The sequence below is a fragment of the Moorena sp. SIO3I8 genome (genome assembly GCF_010692325.1).
Taxonomy (GTDB): domain Bacteria; phylum Cyanobacteriota; class Cyanobacteriia; order Cyanobacteriales; family Coleofasciculaceae; genus Moorena.
Window position 1 is genome coordinate 1 of sequence record NZ_JAAHHW010000024.1, and the last position, 24,133, is coordinate 24,133.

Genomic DNA, 24,133 nt, shown 5'->3' on the forward strand with positions numbered 1-24,133 from the left:
GATGTCAACTGGACATGTGGACGCAATTCCTGAGGGGCTGTGTGCGGAACCTGCGTCCGCACTTTATAAGCCCCGTCTCCCGCTAACCCTACGGGTATAACGGGAGTCTCCTTGCTCTTAAGGATGAACGAGGCCATTGCTCTATCTGTGATCAGCGTTAGGTCTGGAAAGGGAGGTCCGTTTGGAGCAGTGGTTGTCAAGGATGGAGAGATTATTGCCAAAGCTCATAATCAAGTCACCTCCACGAATGATCCTACGGCACATGCTGAAATTGTAGCTATCCGTGATGCCTGCAAGGTCTTACAGAATTTTCAACTGACCGGTTGCGAACTCTATACTAGCTGTGAGCCATGCCCGATGTGCCTCGGGGCGATCTACTGGGCTAGGCTGGACAAGGTTTACTATGCCAATACTAAAGCTGATGCGGCTCAAATTGGATTTGATGACCAGTTCATTTACGAGGAATTGGACTTGCCCATAAGCGATCGCAAACTTCCAATAATTCAATTGATGCGGGATGAAGCCTTAAGAGCTTTCCAAGAATGGCAAGATAAAACCGATAAGGTAGAGTATTAGTGACATCCTCCTACACCAAATCAAAGATTATGGTGATCGCTTCCAATGAATCACTTCTTCGGCTTCCTGGTTGTTCTCTTACGAGCTTTCGACACTTGCCGGTGCAATTCCCAAAGATGGACCCTCTGCAGGGGTAACTATGGTAACAGCGATCGCATCCCTGTTGATGAATCAATCGGTACGCACGGATACTGCCATGACGGGAGAAATAAACCTCAGTGGTGAAGTACTCCCCATTGGTGGAGTGCGAGAAAAGGTGTTAGCAGCGCACCGGTCTGGTATCACACGAGTGCTATTACCGCAACAGAATCAGAAAGACCTAGTTGACGTGCCGGACGATGTGCGTAACCAAATGGAATTTATTTTATGCGATCGCATTGAACAAGTGTTGGAGAATGCCCTACTCCACCAACAGGAAGTCAAATCTCAGCAAGATGCACGGGATGGTCATCACAGGAGAACTAAACTGTTTCAGATGTTTAGTAATTGAATTAAAGCGATCGCTTACTCCAAGTATCGAACGATTCACGGCTCTACAAGAACAAGTAGCGCGCGCAACAGGTTTCGACTAATGCTGCTGTGGAAAGATTAGACCGAATCTTGGATGATCTGATTCGAGGCCATGGAAAACCAGAAAAGCGATCAGGTAAAAGGTAATTTTGTCAACCCCCTAGCAATTAGATATCTACTCCTATTTATTACCTACCTAGAAACAAATAGAGATTGCTGGTTGAGGTGGAGTCTAGGCTATGGGGTTTAGGGAAATTCAAGGGCGATTTCATATTTCTTTACAAACTGTTACGGATTAAGTCAATCGCCCCCAAAAAAATGTGGAGTATAGGCTGTGAGGTTTAGGGGAATTCAAGGACTATTTCATATTTCTTTACAAACTCTACCGAATGTAAGTGAATCGTCCCAAAAAAATTTAGATAATATTAAATTTAATAGCTAGGAATTGGTAGATAAAGTAAACTACAGCTATTCAAAGACTATGGTGCCACTATCTTACTAGATGATTGACGAACATTACTCACTACAAGTTACCATTTACAATTCTAACCAATGCTTGGCTTTGAGTTGGTCAAAGATGCTCCGACAACTCTCAAAGCACTTAACTAATTAAGTGATAAATTAAATTATCAAAAGTCAACCCTCAACAGTAATAAATCAACCATGGATAATCGTTGCATGATTCCCGTAGTTAGGTCTCCCAAAGACTACCAAGCTTATCGTATTAGTCCCCAGGATAAAAATCGCTTAGCCATTGTCTTCGATCCAGACAGTGCTAATGCTTCAATAACATTTTGTGTAGAGATTTTTGAGCCAGGAGGAAAGACTCCGCTCCATTATCATCAAATTGGAGTAGAAATGTTCTATATCCTCAAGGGTCAAGGCTTAGCTAGCTGCGATGGCAAAATCGTTCAGCTGCGGACTGGAGATACGTTATTAGTGCCGCCTACAGGAATTCATGAAATTAGAAATACTGGGACTGAGCGTTTGTATACCCTGTGCTGGATGGTGCCTAATGACGACTTTGCTGAACTAGTTCGCAGTGGTACACCGGTTGAATTCGATCAAGAGGATATGAGAGTGCTTGGGGGTCAAGATGTGTTGGTAGCTTGTTGATTTATGTTGAATAACTAAATAGCTGGATATCTGGGACTGTTCATCACTTGACAGCAATCAGCAATCAGCAATCAGCAATCAGCAATCAGCAATCAGCTATCAGCATATGCTTAGATGGGCTTTTGCCCAGACTTTCAATTATCATTAATCTCGAACTATTAAATTCTCTGCTGAGAGGTTTGTTTTAGCATGATAGCTGATAGCACCTCAAGTAGCGTGAGCTTTTAGCTCACGGCTGGCAGCTGTTCGCGTAGCGTGCGCGTAGCGCATATGCTTACAACAGGACTTACGGAAAACTGGACTCCAAACGTGCTGATAGTGTAGGCTTCGTTAAGAAAGCACCTTACTACTAGAAGTAGAGTTACTGCGTAAGTCCTGTTGATGAAAAAAAGCTTTTACCTAGGAGTTAGTATTTTTACCCTATGCTGGCTCCTTTCATGTTTTCCAGCATTACTCCCTGAAAATTTACCACCAACTGCTGTGATAATGCTAGGAGCAACGCTTCTCATGGCAATTTTTTGGATTGCTGAAACTATCCCGATTGCCGCCACCTCGATAATTCCCTTGGGTTTATTTCCCTTTTTAGGAATTGTTTCTGCTGAAGAGGTTGCTTCCGCCTATGCTTCTGATGTAGTATTGTTATTGATGGCAGTTTTTTTTATTGCTAAAGCGGTTGAAAAATATAACCTACATCAGCGGATTGCTTTCCACATTATTAGCGTTGTTGGTACCCAACCAAGCAGATTAATTTTGGGGTTTATGCTAGCAACAGCAGTATTGTCGATGTGGATATCGAATACAGCTATCACCTTGATGATGCTGCCAATAGCTATCTCTATTATCGAACAAACGGCTCTTGCTAATCCCAATATTGATGTAGGGAAAACTCTGGGAACTTCCCTAATGCTTGGAATTGCCTACGCTGCTAATATTGGTGGGATTGGAACCCCGATCGGGACTCCACCTAACCTGATATTTCTGGCACAATTAAAAGAAAACTTTCCAGACAATACCGCCATTACGTTTTTTCAATGGATGATGGTGGGAGTGCCAGCTGTTTTGATATTTATATTGTTAACTTGGATCTATTTAACTAAAATAATAGTCAAGCTTGATAATAACAGTTTATCCTCAGACTATTTTAATATTTCAGACAAAGAAGTCCAGAAACTGGAGAAAATGTCTCAGGGAGAAAAATACGTTGCTATTTTATTTGGGTTAATGGCATTGTTGTGGATTTTTCGGGCAGATATCACCATCGGTTCCTTTACATTAACGGGTTGGGCAACCTATCTGGGCGTGGCTAACTTTGTTCATGATACCAGTGTGGCTGCCCTAATTGCTGTGATCATGTTTATAGTTCCTGTAAAAACAGAGACGGGGGATAAAATTAACCTCCTAGACTGGGAAACCGCTGTCAAAATTCCTTGGGGAATATTGCTGCTATTTGGTGGTGGAATTGCAATTTCTAAAGGGTTTGCTGCGTCAGGGTTGTCTCAATTCCTAGGGTATAATTTACAAATTGGATTGCAGGGACTTTCAACGGTTTTGATGGTGGTTTGCATCTGTGTATTTATGACCTTTTTGACAGAAGTGACCTCGAATACAGCAACCACAGCTCTGATTATGCCTATTTTAGCTACTGCTGCACCGATTATAAATGTATCACCTGCTTTGTTGATGTGGCCCGCAGCAATTTCTGCTTCCTTCTCGTTTATGCTGCCAGTCGCAACTGCTCCCAATGCAATTGTTTACTCTCAGGAATATTTCCCAATTTATACCATGGCTAAGGTAGGATTAGTGTTAAATATAGTAGGGGTAATTCTAGTAAGTTTGTTGATGAATTTTGTAGCTATCCCCATGTTGGGGTGACTAGAAGTTACAAGTTGAAGGTTAGAAGGTTGAAAGTTGGAAGGTTGTTCGCGTAGCGTGGCCTTTTGGCCAAGGTTGGAAGGTTGAAGGTTGGAAGGTTGTTCGCGTAGCGTGGCCTTTTGGCCAAGGTTGGAAGGTTGAAGGTTGGAAGGTTGTTCGCGTAGCGTGGCCTTTTGGCCAAGGTTGGAAGGTTGAAGGTTAAACAAGAAACGGCATCAATGGTAACACGGGATGGAGTACGGCTGGATGCGGATATCTACCGTCCCGATAGTGCTGGTGAGTTTCCCATCTTGCTAATGCGCCAACCCTATGGAAAAGCGATCGCATCTACGGTAGTCTATGCTCATCCCACTTGGTATGCTGCCCAGGGTTACATTGTAGTGATTCAAGATGTCAGGGGGAGGGGCACTTCAGAGGGTAAGTTTGATTTGTTTGCCCACGAAGTAGAAGATGGCTTTGATAGTGTGAACTGGGCAGCAACTTTACCCGGTAGCACTGGGGATGTGGGCATGTATGGCTTTTCCTATCAGGGGATGACTCAACTGTACGCTGCTGCCAGCTATCCCAGCGCTCTGAAAACGATCTGTCCAGCGATGATTGGCTATGATTTATATGGCGATTGGGCCTATGAGGGAGGAGCGTTTTGTTTACAAGCTAATCTGGGTTGGGGGATACAATTAGCAACAGAAACGGCACGATTGCGGTCAGATCAGCAAGCCTATCAACTGCTGTATGCAGCATCTCGGAATTTACCCCTGTATGACCCAATTCCCGCTCGCCCTCAAATTCTCCAAGACTTAGCACCAGACTCTTTTTATCACGACTGGTTAGACCATCCTCACCCAGATGAATACTGGCAAAAACTATCTCCCAAGGGAATGATGCAGGATGTAGACATGCCCATGTTACACATTGGGGGATGGTTTGACCCATTTTTGCGAGGGACACTTCATTTATATAAGGATATGGCATCTCATGGCAGTTCGCCCCAGCATCTGATCATTGGACCTTGGGCGCACCTGCCTTGGGGGCGTAAAGTGGGAGCAGTGGATTACGGTCCCCAGGCGAATAGTCCGGTTGATGCCTTGCAAGTGCGTTGGTTTGACCAGTTCCTAAAGGGAATTGATACCAACGTGGTTGAGCAACCGCCTGTTTGTCTATTTGAGATGGGAACTAATCGGTGGCGTTATTTTGATCGTTGGCCTGATGGCAATCAAAAATCTTATTATCTGGTAACTTCCGGTTTAGCCAGTGTCAGGGAAGATTCTGGAAAATTAGTCCCAGAAGAGTCTCAAGAAATGCAACAGCGATCGCAGACAGAGGGAGTATCCCAAATCCAGCATACCTGTGATCTATCCTGTGACTTATTAGTTCATGACCCTTGGCGTCCAGTTCCAGCAATGGGGGGTCATGCAGGGATGCCAGTCGGTTCATGCGATCGCACTGCCATAGATTGTCGCACAGATGTTTTAACCTACACCTCTGAACCCTTAGCAGAAGATTTACATTTGGTAGGGGATGTCGTATTTGAGGTGTTTTGCACCGCTGATACTCCGAGTTTTGATATCTGTGCAGTGTTGTCAGAAGTCCATCCCGATGGCAGGGTAACCCATGTCACTCAGGGATATAGACGGGTCAATCCTGGGGACAATACTACTAATCCGTGGCGGATTAGATTGCAGGCAACTTGTGTGCGTATTGCCAAAGGAAATCAGTTGCGCTTGAGCTTAAGTGGGGCTTGTTTTCCGGCTTATCCAGTCAATTCCGGCACCGGGGCTTTCCCTAGTGAAAGTCGATTGATGGATGCTCAGATTATTACTTTGAAGGTGAGTTGTGGAGAGGATTATCCAACTCGTGTTTTATTACCTATTTTTAGGTCTGACCAACAATGAGCGCCATTATAAGTAAGCGCTATAGCTGACAGGTCCCCAAAGCAGCAACTAACTGCTGGAAATGATCCAGGGTATGAGTTGCCATAACTGAGATCCGAATTCGACTCGTAGGCACTGTAGGAGGACGAATAGCAGGGGCAAAGATACCAGCTGCTTTCAAGGTTTCGCCAACAGTAAGAGCCTCAGTAGCACTATTTATGGAAATGCACAGGATAGGCGACTCAGAAGGCAAACAGTTGAGATTAGGCAACTGCTGAGTAATTAACTGTTTGAGAGTCTCTACATTATTCCTCAGTTGAGCGCACCGTTCTGGTTCTTGTTGGACAATTTGGATTGCTGCCAATGCTGCTGCTGTATCTGCTGGAGATAAGGCAGTGGTGTAAATCCAGCTAGGAGAACGATTTCGGAGGAAATCAATTAAAACTGCTGAACCCGCCACATACCCTCCCAAACTCCCCAAGGCTTTACTGAGGGTGCCAACTTGAATAATCGTTTCTCCAGTACAGCCAAAATGTTCCACACACCCAGCGCCTGTAGCGCCCAAAACTCCGGTAGCATGGGCTTCATCCACCAGAAGCATACAATTAAATTGGTTTGCTAACCCTAATAGCTCAGGCAAGGGGCATAAATCACCATCCATGCTAAAGACGCTATCAGTAACAATTAAGCAGCGCCGGTACTGTTGTCGGTATTGAACCAGTTGACCCTGCAAAGAAGCCATATTGCAGTGCTCATAGTCGATTACCTGGGCACCGCTCAAAATTGCCCCATTTTTTAGGCTGGAGTGGTTGTATTGATCCCCTAGGATTAAATCCCGTTTCCCTACTAACGCTGCAATCGTGCCTATATTCGCTAAATACCCAGAGCTATAGACTATCGCATCTTCAGTTTGTTTGAGAGATGCGATCGCATTTTCCAATTGTCTATGCAGTTCCCGGTGTCCAGTGAGTAATCTCGAACCAGTGCTACCAGTACCATAGTCCTTAGTAGCACTAACTGCGGCTGCAATTAAGGGAGGTGAGCCCGCCAGTCCCAGATAGTCATTACTAGCAAAGTTAATCACCTCTCGCCCTTCCAGTTGCACCACAGCACCAGGCATACTTTGTACAGTTTGTACAGAACGATACCAACTGGCTTTCTCAATCGTGGCCAGGGATGGCTTTAGCCAAGCATAAGGGTCAGTAGGCATTATTTGTGCTAATCATCTTTTTTCGCCTTCACCCCAACTAACTCTGGATTACTATCCAAAGAACCGTATAGGATATTTCCCCTCTTGTTGTCTTGTTTATAGAAAACTAGTCGTTGCTCCAGTCGTTGCAGCTGCCGTTGAGCTGCTTGTGGATTCTTCGAATAATACTTCTTGAGGTCAATCTTAAAGTGGCGATTAATCTCTGACCATGGGATGTCCCAAAGTTGGTCACCACAAAGTACCTCCAATTCCCATCCTTCAATATCAGTGTCTTTGATGTCTAGCTCAACTTCCCTGGGTTCAACCTCAATCAGCTTGCACTTCTCCATTTTGTTAGGGGAGCAGCTACTGAGTAATGTTACTCCCACACTGAGCAACAAGACAATGATAAACAGTTTTTGATTAAAAAAAGATTTTTGGTAATTTTTCACGTCTGGTACTAAACTAATCACGATCCTAATGGTATTGACTCATTTATCCCCAATTAAATTATAGATTGCAGTTGGTGATGAATTGCCAGAACTGTTAACTCTCCATCCCTATCAAAAGGTAGTTGACACAATAATATTTTTTTGCTACGAAATAGTCTAAATTCACCAGGTAGAGTAGCTACGTAAGTCCTGAAAATGAACTATGTTTCAATTCTGGATTAGTCAATTACCAGATTGTATATCAAACTAGATATAGAAAATAATCACTGGTCAGTAGAAAAAATTAGATAGTTCATTCAATTGAGTGATAATGAGAGTAGCAACGAGATCCAAAAAACTAGGGATAGGAAGTAACAACTGACCAATAACCTGACCAATCACAAGGAAACATTCCTTGAAAATTACTCTTTATGAATCATGAGCAAGATAAAACTACCGTTAGCACCGCCAATCTTAGGAATTACATTAGCAATTGTCAGCTTTAGTAGCAGTATTGCCTTGCCAGGAATTTCAACAGCAAATCCTAGCAATTCCCGGTTGGACTCAGATCAACGTTCCCCAAAAGCAGAAGTGGCTCACAACCACCGAGAGCAAGAGCGAATTACTTCAAGAAATCCACAGCCATTAGGGATCAGTCTAGCTTGGATGCCACCAAATGTACCGGAACGAGGTGTACCCGGTAAACGAAAAGCAGCGGCAAGCCGTGGGCAATGTCCAAAAGTCAAAGAACCTTTGACTGCCTTGGTTCCTGCTACTCCCAGCATGGCCAGTGATGGTCAAATTCCATTGACCGTAGGTCACGCTACGGGAACAGAATCAGTTTTCGGCTTAACCGTTGTTTCTCATCCCACCTTCTGGTTTTATGTTCCCTATGCCCTGACACCGGACTTGCCTTTGGAGTTTGTGCTACAAGATGAAAACCATAACGAAATCTACTCGACTAAATTTGTTGCCTCATCGTCCTCACCAAGTGTAGTAGGCATCGAACTTCCATCAACAGTCGCCTCCCTTGAGGTTGGTAAACAATATCGTTGGTACTTTGTGGTTAAATGTGAGCCACTGGGGTCTCCTGTAGTGACAGGGTGGGTAAAACGGATGTCACTCAACCCATCCCTCAAAAATCAGTTAGACCAAGGGACATTAGAACAGAAAGCGATTATCTATGCCAGATCAGGGCTGTGGTATGATACCCTTAATGCTCTAGCTAAGCTACGTCAGCAAAATTCTGACAATGACCTGCTAATCAAGGATTGGGTGAAATTATTGCAGTCTGTTGGCTTAGATGCGATCGCTCTTGCACCCCTTCTGGAATTTTAAGATCCAGTAGCTCTAATTCCATTACCAGCACTCGAGTGGGTCATTTACCGTTATTGGTCATTGGTCGAGCCTGCTGTGTATTTTAAGGATGCAAGCATCCAAGCCTTATTTCAGTTCCGGATGAGTTGTACTCTCTTGAGAAACACCCATGTGATTAATAGTAGCGAGTAGCTGGTAAAGACGGCTAACATCTCGTCGATTGAAGTAGAAAACCAGACGGGGAAGTTCAGCAGTTTCATCAGGTAGTTCTTCTGGTAAAACCTGACTTTTTTCAATCCGTCCCTGAACCAAGATATCGCTAAAATCCTGATTTAGCTGTTCAACCTCAGGATCTGACAACTCAGATTTGAGGCGAATGACGAATTGATCTCTGACATAGCGGCTAGAGTGATAAACCCGGTAAAACCGATTAATTGTTTCGTAAGCCACATCTAAGTTATCTGTGATGGTATAGAGACTGGAATCCTCTGGACTGATCAAACCCCGTTGCATGAGGTGCTTTTGAATATAAGCATCCCAATCTTTCCAGTAGGTGCCACCAGGTTTATCAATCAGTACTAAAGGAGTTGGTTCTAATCGTCCTGTTTGACAAAGGGTTAAAGACTCAAAGGCTTCATCCTGAGTACCAAAGCCACCAGGAAATAAGGTAAGCGCATCCGTTTCCTTGATAAAAAATAGCTTGCGAGTGAAAAAATACTTGAACTCAATCAGCTTGGGATCCCCTGCGATAAACGAATTTGCTTCGTTTTCAAACGGTAGTTGAATATTCAGACCAAACGAATGCTTAGAGCCAGCACCTTTGTTTCCTGCCTCCATAATGCCAGGACCAGCACCAGTCATTACCATAAATCCCTGCTGGGTTAAATGATGAGCAAATTCAGCTGCCAGCTGATATTCAGGAGTATTTGGAGCAAGGCGCGATGAACCGAAAATGGTAACTTTACGGACATGACGATAGGGATAAAAAACTTGAAATGCCCGCTCCATATCTTGTAGAGAAGCGGTTATTATTTTCCAATCTAGACGGTCAATTTCTTCCCCAGTTAGTCGCACTAGCACTGCTAGAGACCGTTTGATCCATTGACGATTTTCCAGATTAGGTAGCTGGTCAATCAGTGTTGCTAAATCGGTTGACAGTGACTTGAAGCCATCCGCAGAAGGAGATAGGGTCATATCGTATCCAGTTGACTACTTATCATTAAAGGTTTTTCATCAATTGAAAATTGAAAATTAAAAATTGTCAATAGTCAAGGATCCATTAACAATTAACAATTAACAATTAACGATTTACCTGAATACGAAGTGATTAAGCGGACTCAATATTATTCCACCGACTTATCACGAACGCCTTTAACAATCCGAGAGAGTTCGCTTTTTTCATCGAGGGGAATACGAGTGGGAGAACCACTGATGATTCGTTCGTAATTGCGGAAGGAATCCTTAATTTCTGGTCCATCCTTACTAATAGTGTACTCTCTGATCCCTGTATCATGCCAAGAGCCACGCATCTTAAACACATTGATAGCACGGGACATTTCACCACGAATTTCCACATACTGTAACATTATAATTGTGTCAGTAATTGTGGAAATATGGGAATCGGTAATGGAGTCAGAGCCCAGAAATTTATCTGTGGTATTGGTAAAAAAGCCAGTTATTTCTTCTTGCTTGGCATAGCCCGTCACACCAATCACAAACTGCCGAAAGGCATTGTTGCTGACTCCCCGTGCTAAAGCAGAAAGAGAGTCGATGGCAATGCGAGAGGGCTTAAATTCAGCAATTTCGGTTTTAATCCGTTGTAAGTGGTCTTCTAACCCCGCTGATTCTGGATAAGAACAAAGGATTTTCAATAAACCCTTTTGTTCCATTTCCTCAAAATTAATGCCCCAAGACGATGCATTACGAGATAGCTGAGCCCGAGATTCTTCGTAAGCAAACAGAATGGCGCGATCACCTTGTATGCAAGCATTTTCGATAAACTTGCTCACTAACAAGGTTTTGCCAGTACCTGTGGCACCCGTTGCCAGGATAATGGAATCCTTGAAGAAACCACCACCACACATAACATCAAGAGTGTTTATTCCGGAAGAGACTCTGGCCATGGAAGACCTTTGAGTCAGTCGCATTGCTCCTAAGGGGAAGATGTTGATCCCTTGATCGGTAATAGTAAAGGGGTATTCTCCTTTCATATGGGTGGTACCCCGCAGCTTGAGAATTTCTATAGTACGGCGTCGGCGTTCCCCTTCCAGCACATTACGGACAATGACCACATTATCCGAGACAAACTCTTCCACCCCGAATCTAGCTACTGGTCCATACTCTTCAACTCGCTCTGTCGTCATAATGGTGGTTACGCCAATGTTTTTCAGGCGTGCCACTAGGCGAAAAATTTCTCGACGTACTACCGAAGCAGCATCGTACTGCTGAAAGATGGCAGTGATTGAGTCAATGGAAACTCGCTTGGCTTTGTATTTGTGAATGGCGTACTGAATACGTTCGATCAGGGCAGACAGGTCGAAGTTGCCCACAATGTCCTGTCCTTCTGGATCCGGGGAAGCATCCAGAATAAATAGCTTGCCTTCGTTAACTAGTTTATTTAGCTCCCAACCAAAGCTCGATGCATTTTTGGTGATATCTGTGGGTGATTCTTCAAATGTAACAAACACACCAGCTTCATCAAAATTGCTAATGCCGTTGTAGAGAAATTGAACGGCTAATAGAGTTTTTCCAGTGCCAGACGTTCCACTGACCAAGGTGGTTCTACCAGATGGTAAACCCCCATGAGAGATCTCATCGAATCCTTCGATCATTGTCCGTATTTTCTGGACACCGACCGTTGTTACTGAGTTTTGATATTGTTCATTTTGATTCAATTGATTCATATTGGTCGTAAGTAAATGTTCTTAATCAAAAAAAAAAGTTTAGTTTAATGGTGTTGCTGACTTGCTAAATTTTCACGCTTTAATCTAAAATGGTATAATCTATTTAGAAATCCAAATCTCCTTCACGGAGTTCTTCATAGAGCAAATCTAAGCCGATCAAGACTTTTTCTCGATCTGAGAGGTCCCCAATGATTTTTCGCACAGGAGGCGGTAAAACTTTTGCCAAGGTTGGTGTTGCCAAAATTTTATCTTCCTCAGCTAGTTGGGGGCTCTTAAGAACATCAATTACTTTGAGAGCGTAAACCCCTTGGAATTCCTGTTCGAGAATAGTTTTCAGTGTTCTCAAAGCCCTGACGGAGTTGGGGGTGTTCCCAGCTACATAAAGCTTGAGAACATAGGTTTTTTTATAGGAACTCATAGGCTCGTAAGTTTAGGAGAAGATGGGTTAAAGGTCAATACAAGGGATCAAGGAACTCAAGGAAACGGTTTTTTAGGAGAGCCTCCCATCAAGCTTACTACTCAATGTTGATCCGATTCTGCTGATCTTACAGTTCTCTGGGGATGGAACGGCGATACATTTCACCTAAGTGAGCAATCACGTCGATTAACGTCAGGCGATAATCAAGCAGTATATCCTCTCTACGGCCTTCCAGCTGCAACTGTTTGGAAAATTCATCCATCAGTTCCATATGAATTTCTACAATCTTAGATATAGAAATATCCGCAAAAAACACTTCTTCTACAAAATGATCGATGTCTTGGTTTAGGGTATCTCCGGGTGCAAAGTACTGTAGAACAATTTGACGATACTCTGATTTCAAGTGTTCTAACAGCTCATCCCTGTCGTTAAGAGATAGATTACGGAAAAAAAGCTGAGGATTTCTCTTGTAGTACACACCAAGGTATCCAAGTCTTTCCCTGAGCTTTTCAGCTAACCGGTGCTGCTGCTTACTCAAGAAACTGTAATTAGCTACTGCGAGGGTAGGATAAACCGGGTCATCTGACCTGGGTAAGTTACAGGCGGGAGCCAGAGACAAAAACCCGGTGATCGCCTGTTGGATGAAATTGCCAATCTCAGGTAATTGGTGAATAGTAAGTTCCACTTCTGCCGGATGGAACAGATGAGCCCTGGATCTGGTGGTGAATTTATGGGTCGTCTGGTTATAAGCCAGCTGTTGATTGCTGTCAACCCTAGAGGGAATTTGTGGGGAGTCCGACCGCAAAAATACTGCAGGTAAGGTGGTTCCTTGCAAGTACAAGTAGTGGATCACCTTGGGAAGTGTGTCGGTATCCTGCAATACCAAACAATCAAGATCCTGTTTATGTTGCTCAACCACCTCGAAAAATTCAGATTCTGAACTAGTAGAGTGTATTATATAGTGCTCGCTACCCAAAACCTGACAAAGGGATTGAGCTAGGGAATCAGAACTGATCAGGGTACATATGGTTAGTTGGGAAAGCAACACAACAGGTCTGGAATAACAAACTGGGTACTCTTACTATATAAGAGTACTTAAACCAGTAAGATTTTAACATTTTTTTTAACAATGGGCTTAATATAAATTAAATTAAATTGAAACAGTCTGATAATTGAAATTAATTTTGATTTCGCGCCTCACTATATCCCCAGTGTTGAGCAGTATATTGAAAAGTACTTGCTCTTCAAGCATTAGGGGATAGTCTAGCCCTGTTGGGCTTGAGTGAATTCCTTTGTTGCTACTTTAGGAGGATGTGTTGCTACTGTAGCGCTCAACCGCTGTTGAAGCTAGATTGGTTATGTCCATGCCTACTCCCAGTATCCAAAAATTTGCCCAGCTAGTTCCTGTTTGTCAAAGGACCTCTGAGTTGGCTACTCTGCTAGATATTTTTAATGGTTCAAGGCATGACTCGATTGTGGTAGTCAGCGAACACCAATATCCTGTGGGAGTAGTGAAGCTAAGGCAGATCATGCCTCACCTGCTCTCCTTAGCTAAGGTATGTAGCTCAGGAACAACAATGACAACTGGTTTTCTTCACAAACCACTATCTTGGCTAGAGCCAAACATCATTGAACCCATAACCATCCTACCAGGTAAGCTGAGTCTAAACCAATTCTGGTACTACCTACAAGACCATGGAAGTAGGGAGGGGGGGTTAGGGGAGTTGGGCAGCAACTGGGATAGAGAATTTAACCAATTCCCCATCCGAGATCAGGAACACTGGGCATTAGTAGATGGGGACCAGAAATTTATCGGACTCCTTAACAGTTGGCTGCTGTTAAAATCATTAGCATCCACATTCACCCAACAACGTTCTGAATCGATAGTAAAGCGTACTCAACCCAAGGGACTGAACCCTAATCCCCTCAGGACTCACCACCCAGACTATCGATTAACAGCCAAGAGTTCTTGGGTCAATTCCCTAGGATTATCATCTCGAATCAACTCAGGACTGAAAACTCAGGAGGAAGCCCTAACTAAAACTCCCCAGTTCAAGGGCATTAACCCATTAGTCCAACTGTTAGAACAACTGCCATTACCCCTAAGCATACAAACCTCGACGGGAAAAGTTTTAGCCGAGAATCTGACCTGGCGTGAGCAGATTGAGACATCATCCCAGGGGAATCCGGGAAATAGTAGCACCACAGGCACTAAGAATAGTACCTCTGCCCAGAAAAACCCTGGAGCTAGGGAAAAGATACCCTACCGTTCTTCTTACAATCGTCTGTTATCCAATGATGTCTCCAGGGAAGTCAGTAAGGAAGGTTTGAAGCAATCGATGGAAGAGCCCTTGACATCGTTAGACTTCCAGTGGCGTCAGCCTGATACCCAGAATTCCCCAACCTTTCATGACCAATCTGCTCCGACCTCTCCAGGACAATGGCCATTATCTGTGGGCAATGTTTCTGACCAGGGAGACAAAACCTCTGAACAAGCTGCGCTTGGGCAATACTGTGCTCTTGATACTCCCTATCAAGCAGCAACCACTATTCACGAGCGCGTGCTGCTCTTTTCATCACCAGTCAAGAAAACCAGGGGAAACCATACCCCCTGCCAGGAAACCGCTGCGCCAACTGATCCAACTCTTTCAAACAGCCAGGAGCGGGTATTCTCGTTTGTCAAAATTCCTCTGTCACCTGCTATCGCTGCTCTTTGGGAAGGAGGACTAGAAACTGACAGTTGCGAGCCTAAGGTCGCTTTTGACTATTCGAGATCTCCAATCTCTAGGTCTGAGTCACCCAACTCTAAATTATACCTAGTCTTGGCTCAAGATACCACAGAGCAACGACTCTTTGCCCAAGAACTGGCAGCGAAAAATGCTGATTTAGTGCAACTCAACCGACTCAAAGATGAGTTTTTAGCTTGCATTAGCCACGAACTGAAAACACCTATAACTGCGATTTTGGGTTTGTCAACTTTGTTGAAAGACCAAGCCCTAGGGGAACTCAATCAACGTCAATCCCGTTATGCGCAGTTAATTTATCAGAGTGGACGTAAGCTAATGGCTGTGGTCAACGATATTCTGGATTTGACCCGTATGGAGACTGGTCAGCTGAAACTTACCGTCGAACCGGTGCAAATTCGGACTGTATGCGATCGCGCTTATGACCAAGCTCGCTCTGAGATAGACTCAAAACACTCCGAGGACAACAATCGAGATTATCCCACAAAATTCACCCTAGAGATTGAACCGGGTTTAGAAATGCTGATTGCTGACGAGTTGCGCTTACGGCAAATGTTGGTGCATCTGTTTTCTAATGCCCTTAAGTTTACCGATGGCAGTGGTGAAATTGGTCTGAAGGTCAATTGGTGGCAAGGTTGGATTGCTTTCACGGTCTGGGACACTGGCATTGGTATTCCCGCTGATAAACAGCACTTGATCTTTCAGAAATTCCAACAGCTGGAAAAGCCTCTGACTCGTAGCTTTGAGGGGACGGGTCTGGGATTAGTCTTAACACAACATCTAGCTCACTTGCATGGTGGAGATGTCTCGTTTATTTCCAAGGCAGGGGTCGGTAGTCAGTTTACCTTACTCTTCCCCCCTTGTCCTCCCCAGGCTTCCTCTGATCAATTGGACAATTGGGATGAGCAACTATCAGGGATTGCCCCGACGGCAACTTCTCACCCCCCATCTTCGACGCCCAACCGTTTAGTGTTAATTGTGGAAGCTGTACCTCGTTACCTGGAAGGATTGACGGAACAGCTCAAGAGTTTAGGCTATTGGGTAGTGGTTGCCCGCTCTGGTACGGAAGCAATCGAAAAAGCCCGTCGTTTACAACCCTATGCTATCTTACTCAATCCCCTACTACCAAAACTTTCTGGTTGGGATGTCCTAACACTGCTAAAGTCCGATGCCCAAACTAATCACATTCCGGTTTTGGTAACAGCAACCCAGGCTGAAAAACAGCAGGCAACCCACAACAAAGCTGATGGTTTCTTAAGTTTGCCGGTACAAGAGGAAGCATTACGAGAAAACCTTTCTCGTCTGGCTAAAGACGAGAGTAATACCAGTAGTGTGCTAACGATTCTCTATCTCAATCCTGGTGATGGACGAAAAGGCTATTCTGTAGAATCTTACCAGAACCCTGACTCGTCTGAACTGACTTATGAGTTAACTTCACTATTGAGTCTAGAACACTTAGACCTCAATTATCGGGTACTCGAAGCCGATGATTTCGATCAAGCTGAGTTATTGAGCCGGGTTTGGAATCCAGATGTGATTGTATTAAATGGTGCTCGACTGATAGACCCTTTCATCTACTTGAATCAGTTTTCATCATATCCTGGCTTGAGTAGTTTACCACTAGTAACCCTGGATCACCAAACTACAGAAGCAGCTAATCAAGTAACTGGTCTTTCGGTCTATCCCTGTTTAGCACCAAATAATCAACAAAAGATGGCTGCCATACTGCAAGTCATTCAAGTGGCAGCTGGAATCAGTTGCAAGCCTACCATTTTAGTGATGGACACGGGGGAGCAGAGGACAAAGTTTAGGGGTAATCCGTTACAGGTTAACAGATTGAACGTTGAATCGTCTGACTTATCCTACGGGTTGTCAATGGCTGGAAAATCATCAACATCTTGGCTACAGGCACTGATTCAATACTTACAAACTGCTGGTTATTGCAGCTTACTCGCCTGTTCTTGGGCAGAAGTATACCGTCAAATTCAGGGAAAAAGTGTGGACTTGCTGCTGATTCGATTAACAGATCTCACTAATCCTTCAGAACATTCAAAAGGATTGATAACTCTTGCTCAATTGCCAGAGCAACCACCCATTCTGGTTTTGGATCATCGATTAGACCCTAAGCAGCACGATCCAGTAATCCAGAGTAGTAACAGTAGTAACTTGAATTCTCAGTTGGAGTTGCTGCTTGAGAAAATTGCTACTCAGATTGTACACTGGAATTCTCAGTCAATGACCCAGTTATTGAAACAGATTAAGCAGGTCATGAACCCAACCCTTTAAAGGAGTGGGATGCAAGTCGGTCATATTATCTGACACCGTGATTATCCATCCAGTCTTGGAGACACTTGTTGCGAACAAAGCCAGCCGTGGGGATCATCTAGTCAATTATGGCAAACTGTTTTGTTAACCTCCCTCTTTTGCATTCAAGTACAAACAAAAGCAATTCCTAACTATCTGATCATGATAGTTTACCATAAGGATGCCCTGCGCCCAATGTGTTGGTTGGTCGCAATTCATCCCACCGCAAATCAACGATTATGGCGTGAGCCTTCTTTCGAAATTAAAGCTAATATGGATAAGACAGCTCCTATCCACCCAAAGTTATTTGGATTTTGATCACGTTTCCCTTAGCATTTATAGTTAATCACAGTTAATATTTGTTGCTAATTAATACCGTAATCGTTAATTAGTTTTATTATTGTTAATTAATTTTTTGTAAAACTAATTAACAATAATAAAACTAAAAATTGCAACGGCAAACCAAAAAACTATAAACGGTTGAAAAAAGGATGATTAAAAAGTAATACTTTTTACAAAAATAAGTGCAAATATCTAATATTGCTTATGGTTAATGAATAGAGCGATCGCTCTATCATCTGAGTTGCTCGAAAGTATTTACTTTAATTAATTGAAATAGTTTCAAATAGTAAGTAAGAGTAAGTAAGTTTTTTAAAGGAGGTAGACCATGAAACGTCTTGTGGTATGTTGTGATGGAACATGGCAAGATTTATCAAGTACTTACCCAACCAATGTGGTTAAGATTGCTCAGGCAGTTAAACCACTGGGTAGTGACGGAATTCTACAAATCGTATTCTACGATGAGGGAATTGGCACAGAAGACTCTCTGAAGAGCAAGCTTTTCGGTGGCGCTTTTGGAAGAGGGATTGATAGCAATATCCAGGATGCTTATCGCTTTCTTTGCTTGAACTACGTCCCTGGTGACGAAATCTACCTGTTCGGTTTCAGTCGTGGGGCTTACACCGTGCGCAGTCTCGCTGGAATGATTTATAACTCAGGCTTGCTATCCCGTTCCGAGATCCGTAAAGCTCCGGAAGCCTACGAACTGTACCGCTCTCGGGATATCAAGCCCAATCACCAACAAATGGTAGCATTCCGCGAAAAATACGGAGAACGTGTTCCCATTACCTTGCTTGGCTGCTGGGATACCGTTGGTTCCCTTGGTATCCCTAATTTATCCCCCTTTTTGCGGTTTGACAAAAAGGTCAACGAAAAGTATAGATTCCACGATACCTCTTTGAGTCCGATTATTAAGCATGGGTTGCACGCTGTATCCATTGATGAGCAGCGCAAAGTGTTTGACGTGACTCCAATGGACAAAAGCGACCTTAAGGTTCTTGAAGTATGGTTTCCAGGGGTTCACGGCTCCGTCGGTGGTGGCTCCCAGGAGCAGAGCGGCTTGTCCGACTGCGCACTGCAGTGGATGATGGACTCAATCGGCAAGATCGGTCTTGGTCTTGAGTTTGACCCAAGCGCAATTCCTACTGGTATCAACATTGACTATGAAATTGATTTCAACAATGATCTGGGTCTATTCAAGTTCACAGGGACCAAGGAACGAGAGATTTCTGATAAGTTTCGCCTTCACGAGAGTGTAAGAGAACGCTGGCTGAGGCGGCCAGATTATCGACCGAGCAATCTGCCTAAAAAGCACGTCTCCAGACTCAATCAACTATTAGAACAGAAGCAACAGAAGTAGAATAATGATGTCAATTTTGGTTGGTTGACTAGTCAACAGCTAATAATTAGTAATTTGTTATTTGAATAAAATTGTGAAGTATGAAGCATGAAGTATGAAGTATGAATTATGAAGTGTGACAACTTAATTTTCAATTTTTAAGTTTAGAGTTATCAACAAAAATTTGTTTTGAAACCCGAATCAGTTTATAGGGACCAAGACTAGCTAAGGTAGTATATTGGTCAGGTTTTAGCTTGGCTTTCTTTAGCCTTTTATTCCTAGCTAACATCAAAACTGAGGGAGGTGAAGGCTGAGTCACTGCTATTTCTTTCATGTAATTTCGTGCTTTTTTACCTTTGCTCATGTAGGTGACGGGTTGCTGGGTGTAAAAAACCACACTGGGTTTTTTGAAACCAATCATAATCAATTCTTCTGAGGATTGCTTTTCTTGAACAGCAATGGCAGATAATTGCCGTAGGGGTAATTGACGCACTTGATCCACTAATAAGAAAGTCGGGGTCAACACGAAAATAAGAAAGGCTAAAAATCCCACTAGGTTGACTATCCATACCCCAAACAACCAACGTCGCCACAGCAATAGTGCTGCTACAATAGCAGTTAAACTCCAAATAATACCTCCCCTCACCATTAAGCCCGATTCTTGCAACTGCTCCGGTAAGTTGGGTGCTGCAGGTCCACTACCGATATATTCCGGAGCCAAGAAAATGGCGGTGGCAAGGGCAATTAACAACAAGAGGTTAAATAGGCTACTGAGTAGCATGGATGGGGAAAGGGGCAGAGGGCTAGACCAGGAAAGGTTACTAGTATGGGTGAGTTGGTCACTCCACAATAAAGCCAAAAGAATGGCGGCAGCTGGAATTAGGGGTAGGACATAGCTGGGTAGTTTAGTGGCAGCAATGGTAAAAAAGCCGAAAATCCCTACAAACCAGAACAGAGCAAATAAACCCAAATGAGTAGAACGGGGTGAGTTACGCCACCGCACCCGCCGCCAAAATTTTAGTCGTGCGATCGCAAACGGCAAGTAGCTCGACCAAGGGGCAAAAGCTACCAGTACTACTGGAAAATAAAAATACCAAGGCCCAGCGTGGCGGTTAACGGTGCGAGTAAAGCGTTGAATATTGTGATAGCCAAAAAACGAGTCGCTATAGGCTTGCCCATTGGCTAGGGTTACTAATACATACCAAGGCAGTGTCAGAGCCAAAATAATCACAATGCCTCTAAATAAGCACATTTCCTGCAATACTTCCCTGCCATTGCCCAGGTAAAGCAGAAAACCACCAATAATTAGTGTGGGTAGAACGATACCGACTGGTCCTTTGGTAAGGATAGCTAGAGCAATGAGCACATAACAGGCTAGGTACCAACCGCAAGGGTATTTGTGAGGGGGTGAGGGGCTTTTAGCAACAGTTGTTTCGCTGTTTCCGAGCTCCTGTGCTCCTGTGCTCCTCTGGTTTCGATGGGCATACCCTAGAAAAAAGCTTAGTAATGCACCCCCTACACAGGCGCTGAGTAGCATATCTGAGACACCGGTTCTTGCCCAGATAATGGTTTGAAGATTCACTGCCATCAGGGTCGAACCAATCCAGGCACAGATCCACAACTGCCGCTGGAGATAGGAAGGGTTGATTTGGCTATCCCTGTGCTGACTAGAATCTAGATCAGGGGTCAAGGCAGCAGGACGGGAAACCCCATAATATCGTAGGGTGTAAAAGCCTAATCCAGTTAATGCGATCGCACTCAGGGCTGACGGCAGTCTTACTGCCCATTCATTCACCCCAATCAACCGGTAACCAATTGCCATCAACCAGTAGATTAGGGGTGGTTTATCAAAGCGAGTCTCACCATTGAAATAAGGGGTAATCCAGTCACCTGTAACCGTCATCTGGCGAGCGGCCTCAGCAAACAAGGGTTCAGTTTCATCTACTAAACCGATGTTGCCCAAATTCCACAAAAAAGCTAGCCAGCTGATCAGGAGTAACCACAGAATAGAAAGTGTCCATAGGGTGGTGGGATGCTGTTGCCAAGATTGCCACCAATTTTTAAACCTATTAGTTAATTTAAACTTCATCAATGGGCTAGGGGGTGATTGAGGTCTAGCAGGCTATCATGAGTCCAAAAGGGATAGCATGGTCTACAGGTGTGTTATTCTTGTTTAAATGAGTGTAGTAGATGCAGAATACCCGTCTTAATAATTTAGTTGATTTTTTATCGACGCGGCTGGGGCTATGGTTTGCTAATCCCTGGCGACGCCTGTCCATGATCCTGATTAGCTTTCTGTGTGGCTTCTTGGTAGGACAAGGCCTGTGTACTACAGCAGGAACTGGCCAGGAATTGATACTATCTGGGATGTTGATTATTTTTACAGAACCACTTAGCTGGTTGATTTATAGCGGTAAATTTCCAAAAGGTAAATCAAATCAAACCGTTGACCGGGTTTCATGGTTGGCAGATCTAGTCAATGCTTTTAAGATTGGTCTGGTATACAGTATGTATTTAGAAGCCTTCAAGCTTGGCTCTTGAAATAGTAATCAGTTATTAATCAGTTAGTAATCACTGCTGAGTCCTCAGAAGCGATATTTCCCATGCAACTACTGACCGACAAACGATAAATGAAAAGAGACACCAAGAGCGTTGGTCAAATTCTCGAGCAGTGGGTATCAGGACAAACACCAAATCCCCTGGAATGTCAGCAACTGTTGGCTGAGGAACTGGCTGATCACCTAAAGGCAAAGGCGTTTGGCATCACAGAGGATAATGGTGAACAGGTAATCCAAATGCGATCGCATTTGTTTGAGATAGTCTACCCAGATATTCTCGCTCTACCGTATTTTGAAACTACTCCTGAAACACAGCAAAAGACTCTCTTATCCCTTTGGAACCTCTGGCTTCCTTTAGCCATGGCGTTGGTATCCTGTCGTAAACAGCTGGGACGTCCTTTGATTCAAGGCATATTAGGAGGGCAGGGCACTGGGAAAACGACTCTAGCGGCAGTCTTAAGTGTGATTATCCACAAATTAGGCGAACGCACTCTCACCCTGTCTATCGATGACCTCTACAAAACCTACAAGGAGCGACAACAGCTTCAAGAACAAGACCCCAGGCTGATCTGGCGTGGTCCCCCTGGCACTCATGATGTTGAGCTGGGTTTACAGCTATTAGACCAATTACGATCCCCTTCCCCTACCGCAGAAATCCTCGTGCCTCGGTTTGATAAGTCAGCTTTTGGGGGGGCTGGAGACCGAATCACTCCAGAGGTGGTCGAAAGTATTGATATTGTATTGTTTGAAGGGTGGTTTGTTGGGGTTCGACCCATTGAGCCAGAGGTGTTTGATGGCTCCCTTCCAGAACCGATTCAGACCCTGGAAGACCGAGAGTTTGCTCGGGATATGAATCAGCAACTGAGGCTTTATGTACCGCTGTGGGAACGATTAGACCGATTGATGGTACTCTACCCTACTGACTACCGCCTCAGTCAGCAATGGCGACTACAGGCAGAGAAACAGATGATTGCTCAGGGGAAGTCCGGGATGGGAGATGCACAAATTAGAGATTTTGTCAACTATTTTTGGAAAGCTCTCCATCCAGAATTATTCATTACACCCCTGACTAGAAACCCAAATCTAGTAGACTTGGTGGTTAAAATTAATCCTGACCACACACCTGGTGTGATTTATTCACCAGGGTATACTGGTTAGCATGGATCCAACAAGCGGGTGATCGGACTCGAACCGACGACGTTCAGCTTGGGAAGCTGACATTCTACCACTGAATTACACCCGCAATCCTTTAACTAATCTTTAACTAATATTTAACAAGTATTGGTATTATAGCAGTTCTTAATTGGGTCAGGTACTTCACCCGATTGAGAATTGCTAGATCAACTGCGCAATAATACCCATCATAAAGAAGATTGATAGGGAGATGGGGCAGATTTTTATTAAGGTTAATTACCCGGACAGGATCTGATCAGGGCCTTCAGCTTGGCTTTTTGGTAAGCTGTAGACAAAGATTAGCCTTCCCCATTGCTTCTAGTATAGCGCCCAAGGAGCACCCAGTTTAGCTTTGAGGTGTTAACCCTAAGGGAGCTATACAAAAGGTTAAACTACCAAAAATTTAAATCTACCAAACTAGTAAAACTAAGCCAGTGTCATGGGAATACTGGACTTTGTCTTAGCATTTAAGTCAATCAAAAATCATGTTTAACACCACTGAAATTCTAATTAACGCCTTTGTTATAAGACTCCGGGAAGGCTACCGCCGAACTTACGGGGGACTCAAACCTGACAACGAAGATATAATTGCTTGGGCTGGCAGCATGGCCATGGAAAATATTGCCAACAGTGATGCCCTCTATCACAATGTGGAACACTCCATCCTAGTTACCCTCGTCGGACAAGAGATTTTGCGAGGCAAACATATCCGTGAAGGTGGTGTAACTCCTCATGATTGGTTACACTTTATCATTTCTTTGGCATGTCATGATATTGGCTATGTTAAAGGAGTATGTCGCCAAGACCGAGAAAATGAACGACTCTACGCTACTGGTCAAAATGGGGAGATGGTTCATTTACGCCAAGGGTCTACCGATGCTGCTCTGACTCCTTATCATGTCGATCGGGCAAAATTATTTATTGATGAGCGCTTTGGTGGTCACAACCTGATTGATGCCGAGTTTATCAAGCGCAACATTGAACTGACTCGTTTCCCTGTGCCGAAGCAAGGGGATCATCAAGATACAGGTAACTATCCTGGATTAATTCGCGCCTCTGACTTGATTGGTCAACTGAGTGACCCACGCTATCTCAAAAAAACTAGTGCTTTGTTCTACGAGTTTGAAGAAACTGGATTTAACAAAGCCATTGGCTACCGCCATCCTGGAGATCTGCGGGAAGGCTACTCTAAGTTTTACTGGAATGGGGTATATCCTTATATTCAGGATGCCTTGCGTTACCTATCCTTAACTCAGGAAGGTAAACAAATTACGGCTAATCTCTTCTCCAATGTGTTTGTGGTTGAACACTCAGAAAATCAAAATGGAATGGTGAAAATGACACAAAAGGTTAATGTATAGCAGTTACCAATCTGTTGAGGTACTTTAATCCCGGGTTTTAGGGAACAGGTAATAGGGAATAGGGAATAGGGAATAGGGAATAGGGAAAAAATCCTGTGTACCTCATTAATAT

19 protein-coding genes and 1 tRNA gene are annotated in these 24,133 nt (G+C 43.9%); 11 read left to right on the forward strand and 9 right to left on the reverse strand.

The genetic code is table 11. From position 1 onward, the window contains the following. Positions 1-123 precede the first annotated feature (123 nt). The 4 genes from F6K51_RS11960 (at position 124) to F6K51_RS11975 (ending at position 4,074) form a co-directional block, all read left to right on the forward strand. The gene (locus F6K51_RS11960) at positions 124-576 is read left to right on the forward strand and encodes a nucleoside deaminase (protein WP_081431394.1); all 453 of its coding nucleotides are present in this window, start codon (positions 124-126) and stop codon (positions 574-576) included. Positions 577-646: 70 nt separating this feature from the next. Further along, positions 647-1,066: a S16 family serine protease gene (locus tag F6K51_RS11965; RefSeq protein ID WP_293020566.1), complete on the forward strand. Its 420-nt coding sequence runs from the start codon at positions 647-649 to the stop codon at positions 1,064-1,066. Positions 1,067-1,749: 683 nt separating this feature from the next. Continuing rightward, on the forward strand, positions 1,750-2,202 hold the full coding sequence (locus F6K51_RS11970; protein ID WP_293020568.1) for a cupin domain-containing protein: 453 nt from the start codon (positions 1,750-1,752) through the stop codon (positions 2,200-2,202). Between the two features lie 381 nt (positions 2,203-2,583). Then, positions 2,584-4,074: an SLC13 family permease gene (locus F6K51_RS11975; RefSeq protein WP_293020570.1), complete on the forward strand. Its 1,491-nt coding sequence runs from the start codon at positions 2,584-2,586 to the stop codon at positions 4,072-4,074. Positions 4,075-4,081: 7 nt separating this feature from the next. On the opposite strand, the gene F6K51_RS11980 is transcribed toward F6K51_RS11975, so the two are convergent. Continuing rightward, positions 4,082-4,255, reverse strand: a complete 174-nt coding sequence (locus F6K51_RS11980) for a hypothetical protein (RefSeq protein WP_293020572.1) — start codon at positions 4,253-4,255, stop codon at positions 4,082-4,084. 37 nt (positions 4,256-4,292) lie between these two features. Here F6K51_RS11980 and F6K51_RS11985 point away from each other — a divergent pair, with 37 nt between their 5' ends. Beyond that, the gene (locus F6K51_RS11985) at positions 4,293-5,966 is read left to right on the forward strand and encodes a CocE/NonD family hydrolase (protein ID WP_293020693.1); all 1,674 of its coding nucleotides are present in this window, start codon (positions 4,293-4,295) and stop codon (positions 5,964-5,966) included. A gap of 19 nt (positions 5,967-5,985) precedes the next feature. Here F6K51_RS11985 and bioF read toward each other — a convergent pair whose 3' ends face one another. Then, on the reverse strand, positions 5,986-7,155 hold the full coding sequence (gene bioF, locus F6K51_RS11990; RefSeq protein ID WP_293020573.1) for an 8-amino-7-oxononanoate synthase: 1,170 nt from the start codon (positions 7,153-7,155) through the stop codon (positions 5,986-5,988). An 8-nt stretch (positions 7,156-7,163) separates the two neighbouring features. Further along, positions 7,164-7,607: a hypothetical protein gene (locus F6K51_RS11995; RefSeq protein WP_293020574.1), complete on the reverse strand. Its 444-nt coding sequence runs from the start codon at positions 7,605-7,607 to the stop codon at positions 7,164-7,166. Positions 7,608-8,003: 396 nt separating this feature from the next. Between F6K51_RS11995 and F6K51_RS12000 the strand changes: the two genes are divergently transcribed. Further along, positions 8,004-8,903 (forward strand): DUF928 domain-containing protein, encoded by a 900-nt coding sequence (locus F6K51_RS12000; protein WP_293020576.1) that lies wholly within the window; start codon positions 8,004-8,006, stop codon positions 8,901-8,903. Positions 8,904-9,008: 105 nt separating this feature from the next. Here the strand turns inward: F6K51_RS12000 and F6K51_RS12005 are convergent, their stop codons facing one another. From F6K51_RS12005 to F6K51_RS12020, 4 genes are all read right to left on the reverse strand, one after another. Further along, on the reverse strand, positions 9,009-10,076 hold the full coding sequence (locus F6K51_RS12005) for an LOG family protein (RefSeq protein WP_293020578.1): 1,068 nt from the start codon (positions 10,074-10,076) through the stop codon (positions 9,009-9,011). A 149-nt stretch (positions 10,077-10,225) separates the two neighbouring features. Beyond that, positions 10,226-11,785 (reverse strand): circadian clock protein KaiC, encoded by a 1,560-nt coding sequence (kaiC, locus tag F6K51_RS12010; protein WP_293020580.1) that lies wholly within the window; start codon positions 11,783-11,785, stop codon positions 10,226-10,228. A gap of 103 nt (positions 11,786-11,888) precedes the next feature. Next, entirely contained in the window at positions 11,889-12,203 is a 315-nt protein-coding gene (kaiB, locus tag F6K51_RS12015) for a circadian clock protein KaiB (protein WP_008182352.1), read from the reverse strand. Positions 12,204-12,330: 127 nt separating this feature from the next. Next, complete coding sequence (locus F6K51_RS12020; protein WP_293020585.1) at positions 12,331-13,251, reverse strand: circadian clock protein KaiA; 921 nt, start codon at positions 13,249-13,251, stop codon at positions 12,331-12,333. A 316-nt stretch (positions 13,252-13,567) separates the two neighbouring features. Between F6K51_RS12020 and F6K51_RS12025 the strand changes: the two genes are divergently transcribed. Together F6K51_RS12025 and F6K51_RS12030 are read left to right on the forward strand one after the other, a co-directional pair. Then, positions 13,568-17,233 carry an ATP-binding protein gene (locus F6K51_RS12025; protein ID WP_293020587.1) on the forward strand — a complete coding sequence of 1,222 codons (3,666 nt, stop codon included), beginning with the start codon at positions 13,568-13,570 and terminating at the stop codon, positions 17,231-17,233. 685 nt (positions 17,234-17,918) lie between these two features. Then, a complete protein-coding gene (locus tag F6K51_RS12030) occupies positions 17,919-18,950 on the forward strand; it encodes a DUF2235 domain-containing protein (RefSeq protein ID WP_293020589.1) in 1,032 nt (343 codons plus the stop codon). A gap of 130 nt (positions 18,951-19,080) precedes the next feature. Here F6K51_RS12030 and F6K51_RS12035 read toward each other — a convergent pair whose 3' ends face one another. Then, positions 19,081-21,018, reverse strand: coding sequence for a glycosyltransferase family 39 protein (locus F6K51_RS12035; RefSeq protein ID WP_293020695.1), 1,938 nt, complete (start codon positions 21,016-21,018; stop codon positions 19,081-19,083). 101 nt (positions 21,019-21,119) lie between these two features. On the opposite strand from F6K51_RS12035, the gene F6K51_RS12040 reads away from it, so the two are divergent. Both F6K51_RS12040 and F6K51_RS12045 read left to right on the forward strand, forming a co-directional pair. Beyond that, the gene (locus F6K51_RS12040; protein WP_293020591.1) at positions 21,120-21,470 is read left to right on the forward strand and encodes a DUF565 domain-containing protein; all 351 of its coding nucleotides are present in this window, start codon (positions 21,120-21,122) and stop codon (positions 21,468-21,470) included. Positions 21,471-21,559: 89 nt separating this feature from the next. Then, entirely contained in the window at positions 21,560-22,645 is a 1,086-nt protein-coding gene (locus F6K51_RS12045; RefSeq protein ID WP_293020593.1) for a glycerate kinase, read from the forward strand. A 13-nt stretch (positions 22,646-22,658) separates the two neighbouring features. On the opposite strand, the gene F6K51_RS12050 is transcribed toward F6K51_RS12045, so the two are convergent. Next, a tRNA-Gly gene (locus F6K51_RS12050) sits at positions 22,659-22,730 on the reverse strand. 415 nt (positions 22,731-23,145) lie between these two features. Here F6K51_RS12050 and F6K51_RS12055 point away from each other — a divergent pair. Next, a complete protein-coding gene (locus F6K51_RS12055; protein WP_293020595.1) occupies positions 23,146-24,021 on the forward strand; it encodes an Npun_R2479 family HD domain-containing metalloprotein in 876 nt (291 codons plus the stop codon). The last annotated feature ends 112 nt before the right edge of the window (positions 24,022-24,133 follow it).